The organism is Delftia sp., assembly GCF_059499305.1.
On record NZ_JCABYI010000014.1, the window covers coordinates 1 to 4,338 of the forward strand.

The following is a 4,338-nucleotide window of genomic DNA, read 5'->3' on the forward strand; positions in this document are numbered from 1 at the left end:
CGGCGCGGATCATGGGCGCGCGGCGCACATCGATGCGCTGCACGCGCGGGTCCAGGCGCTGCTGAAGCGCGGCGGCTACATCGCCTTCGCCCTCGCCCTCGCTTTCACCAGGCTCCAGCCAATCGACCAGCACCTGCGCCTGCCGGCAGACCACCTGCACGGGCTCGGCCAACCCCTCCCACAGCACGGCCGTGCGCAGGATGTCGTGGCGTGCGATGACCTGGTTGAGCCGTTGCACAAAGCCCAGCAAACGCTCCCGCGTGTCGAAGCCCAGCAGCGTGGGCGTGGCATAGGCGTCGCCCTGCTGGTGCAGGGTGTGGTGGAACAGAATGCCTTCCTGCAGCGGCGCCAGCGGATAGATGTCCTGGATGTTGGCCGCGCCACCGGGCACGGCGGCCTCGACCCGCGCGATCTCCTGTGCGTCCATCGCCACCAGCGTCAGCATGTCGGGCGTGATGGCCGTGCAGCCTTCGGGGATGCCGTTGGGCGGCACCTGCACCTCATGCCGGGGCAGGCCCTGCTCGCGGCGCAGCGCCAGTGCCAGATCCGCCAGCCGGGGGTGCTGGAACAGCGTGCGCACCTGCGTCACCCAGCCCTGGGCGCGCATGCGCTCCAGCAGCTTCAGGGCCAGCAGCGAGTGCCCGCCCAGCTCAAAGAAATGGTCCTGGCGCCCCACGCGCTCCACGCCCAGCACCTCGCTCCAGAGTGCGGCCAGACGCTGCTCGCCATCGCCCACGGGCGCCTCGTAGTACAAGCTGGCCAGCAGTTCAGGCTCGGGCAAGGCGGCCCTGTCCACCTTGCCATTGGCATTCAGGGGAAGGCGGTCCAGCACCATGATGGCGGCCGGCACCATGTAGTCCGGCAGTTCAAGGGCCAGGCGCTCGCGCAGTTCGGCCGCCGTGACCTGCAGCCCTTCATGCGCCGAGACATAGGCCGCCAGGTGCATGCCCGCCGGGCCCTTGCGGGCCACGACCACGGACTCCCGCACCTGGGGCTGGGCCAGCAGCCGGGCCTCGATCTCGCCCAGCTCGATGCGAAAGCCCCGGATCTTCACCTGGTGGTCCAGGCGCCCCAGGTACTCCAGCTGGCCTTCGTCGTTCCAGCGCACCAGGTCGCCCGTGCGGTACAGGCGGCCGCCGCCCTGGTCGAACGGGTCGGCGACGAAGCGCTCGGCGCTCAGGCCGGGCCGGCCCAGGTAGCCCTGCGCCAGCGCCTGCCCGCCCAGATAGAGTTCGCCGGCCACGCCTGCGGGAACCAGTCCCAGATCCTGGCCCAGCACCAGGGCCTTGGTCGCGCTGACGGGGCGGCCGATGGGGACCGGGCTGCGGCCATCGTCGCGGCAGGTCCAGTGCGTCACGTGGATGGCGGCCTCGGTGGGGCCATAGAGGTTTTGCAGGCTGACGCCGTGCAGGCGGCGCAGGGCCTCGCGCTGTGTCTCGGCCGGCATGGCCTCGCCGCCGCAGATCACATAGCGCAGGCGGGTCTCCTCCTCGATGCCTTCATGGGCCAGAAACGCCTGCAGCATGGCTGGCACGAAGTTCAGCGTGGTGATCTGGTGGCGGCGGATCAGCGCGACGATGCGCTCGGGATCGCGGTGGTCGCCGGGCCGGGCCACCACCAGGCGCACGCCCGCCGTCAGCGGCCAGAAGATTTCCCAGGCCGAGACATCGAAGCCGAAGGCCGCCTTGTGCAGCACCGCGTCGGCCCGCGTGAGCCGGTAGTGGTCCTGCATCCAGGCCATGCAATTGGACAGCGCGGCATGCCGGTTGGCCGCCCCCTTGGGCCGGCCGGTGGAGCCCGAGGTGTAGATCACATAGGCCAGATGGTCGCCATGGACCGCCACGCCGGGATTGTGGTCAGGCCCCGCGTCCAGGTCCAGGCCGTCGAGCTCGACCACGTTCAGCGCCTGCGCGAACGGCAGGCGCTGGCGTGCCTTGCGCTCGGTCAGCAGCAGGGCAATGCCGCTGTCCTGGGCAATGTAGGCCAGGCGGTCCACCGGGTACTCCATGTCCAGCGGCACGTAGGCGCCGCCGGCCTTGAGCACCGCCAGCAGCCCGGCCACCATGTCCACCGAGCGCTCCAGCGCAACGCCCACGCGCACGTCCGGCCCCACGCCCAGGGCCATCAGCCGGTGGGCCAGCCGGTTGGCACGGGCGTTGAGCCGGGCCGAGGTCAGCGCCTCGTCGCCATGGACCAGGCAGACGGCATCGGGCTGCTCCCGCACGCGGGCCTCGAATTCCCGGTGCACGGGCAGGGCCTGGGGATGGGACTTGCCATTGAGGCTCCACTGCAGCAGCCTGTCCCGTTCATGCGCGGGCAGCACCGCAATCGCGGTCACGGGCTGGCCGGGGTCGCGCGCCAGGGCATCTGCCAGGCCGTCCAGGGCCTGGTGCATGTAGCCGCACATGCTGTGGGCATTCACTGCATCGATCACATGCGCGATCAGCGTGAAGCCCTCGCCCGTGTCGTTGACCGACAGGCCGAACGGGAAGTTGGTGCGCTCGTGGCTTTGCAGTATCTGCACGCCGCTCCAGGCATCGCCAGCGTCCGCGTCCTGCAGCGCCGTGTGCCGGTAGTTGAGCAGGGCCGTGAACAGCGGCGCCCCGCCGGCCAGGCCGCTGCAGGACTGGGCCATCGACAGGCTGGCGTGCTCGTGCTGCAGCAGGTCCGTCAGCGCGGACTGGGTCTGGCGCAGGGCCTGGGCCACGCCACGACCGGCCAGGCGAACGCGCAGCGGCAGCGTATTGATGAACATGCCCAGCGCGCGGGCCGCGCCCTGCTGGGCCTGCATGCGGCCAAACAGCACGGTGCCGAACACCACGTCGTCCCTGCCGCTGGTCCTGGCCAGCACCAGGGCCCAGGCCAGGTGGAACAGCGCGGCGGCGCTGACGCCGTGGCGCCGGGACTGCTGCCGCAACCGGGCGGCAAGGCCGCCGTCAAGCACCTGCCGCACCTCGTTCGTGCGCGCTCCGTCGCCCTGGACGTCCAGCAGCCCGAAAGGCGCCGTGGGCTCCTGCACATCGCCCAGCATGGCGCGGAAAAACGCCTCATGCCCGGCCGTGCCCTCGCCCGAGCGCGCCTGGGCCACGAACTGGCGGAACGGCAGCGGCCGGGGCAGCGCGCTGGAGCGGCCCTGCTGGATCAGCGCGATCTCACCGATCACCTGCTTGAGCGTGGTGTTGTCGTCCACCATGTGGTGGGCCAGGATCTGCAGCAGCCAGCGCTGGCCCGGCGCGTCGTGCGCGGCCACCAGGTGGATCAGCGGCGCCTTGCGCAGGTCGATGCGGTAGCCCTGGGCGCAGGCGGCCAGCCGGGCCAGCGCGTCCTGCGATGATGCCGCCGTGCCTCCCTCCTCCAGCCAGGACAGCGGCAGGCGGGCCTGCCGGCAGACGACCTGCACGGGCGTCGCCAGGCCCTCCCAGAACACGGCCGTGCGCAGGATGTCATGCCGCGCGACCACCTGATCAAAGCTCTCGGCAAACCGCTGCAGCCGCTCGCGCGAGTCGAAGCTCAGCGTGTGCGAGGTGACATAGGCATCGCCCTCGGACTGCAGCAGGTGGTGGAACAGAATTCCCTCCTGCAGCGGCGCCAGCGGGTAGATGTCCTGGATGTTGGCCGCGCCTCCCGGCACCGCCGCGGCAATGCGAGCAATCTCATCTTCATCCAGCGCCACCAGGGTCAGCATGTCCGGCGTGATCGCCGTGCAGCCTTCGGGGATGCCGTTGGGTGGCACGTCGATCTCGCCGGCCACCTCCTCCCCTTGCTCACCCTGCGGCTCCTGCTGTTCCTCCAGTACCGCCTGCGCAAACTCCGCCAGCCTCGGGTGCTGGAACAGCGTGCGCACCTGCACGCGCAGGCCCTGGGCGCGCACGCGCTCCAGCAGGCCCAGGGCGAGCAGCGAATGCCCGCCCAGTTCAAAGAAGCCGTCCTGCCGGCCCACGCGATCCACGCCCAGCACGTCCGCCCAGATCTGCGCCAGCGTTTCTTCCAACTCGCCCTGTGGTGCCTCGTATTGCTGGGCGCTGACCATCTCCGGCTCGGGCAGCGCCTTGCGGTCCACCTTGCCGTTGGCAGTCAGCGGCAGGGCATCGAGCACGACGATGGCCGAGGGCACCATGTAGTCGGGCAGCGCATGGCCCAGGCGCTGCTTGATCTGGCTTTCCTCCACCGCGTCACGCAGGGAGACATAGGCGATCAGCCTTGCGCCCTCCTTGGCCAAAACCACGGCCTCGCGCACCTCGGGCTGGGCCAGCAGCTGCGACTGCACCTCGCCCAGCTCGATACGGAAGCCCCGGATCTTGACCTGCTGGTCGGCACGGCCCAGGTATTCGAGTTCGC

General features: G+C 70.5%; 1 protein-coding gene. It reads right to left on the reverse strand.

Annotated features, from left to right (window positions below):
- The coding region (locus AC5I49_RS09675) for an amino acid adenylation domain-containing protein (RefSeq protein WP_495789262.1) at positions 1-4,338 on the reverse strand (4,338 nt) is incomplete at both ends.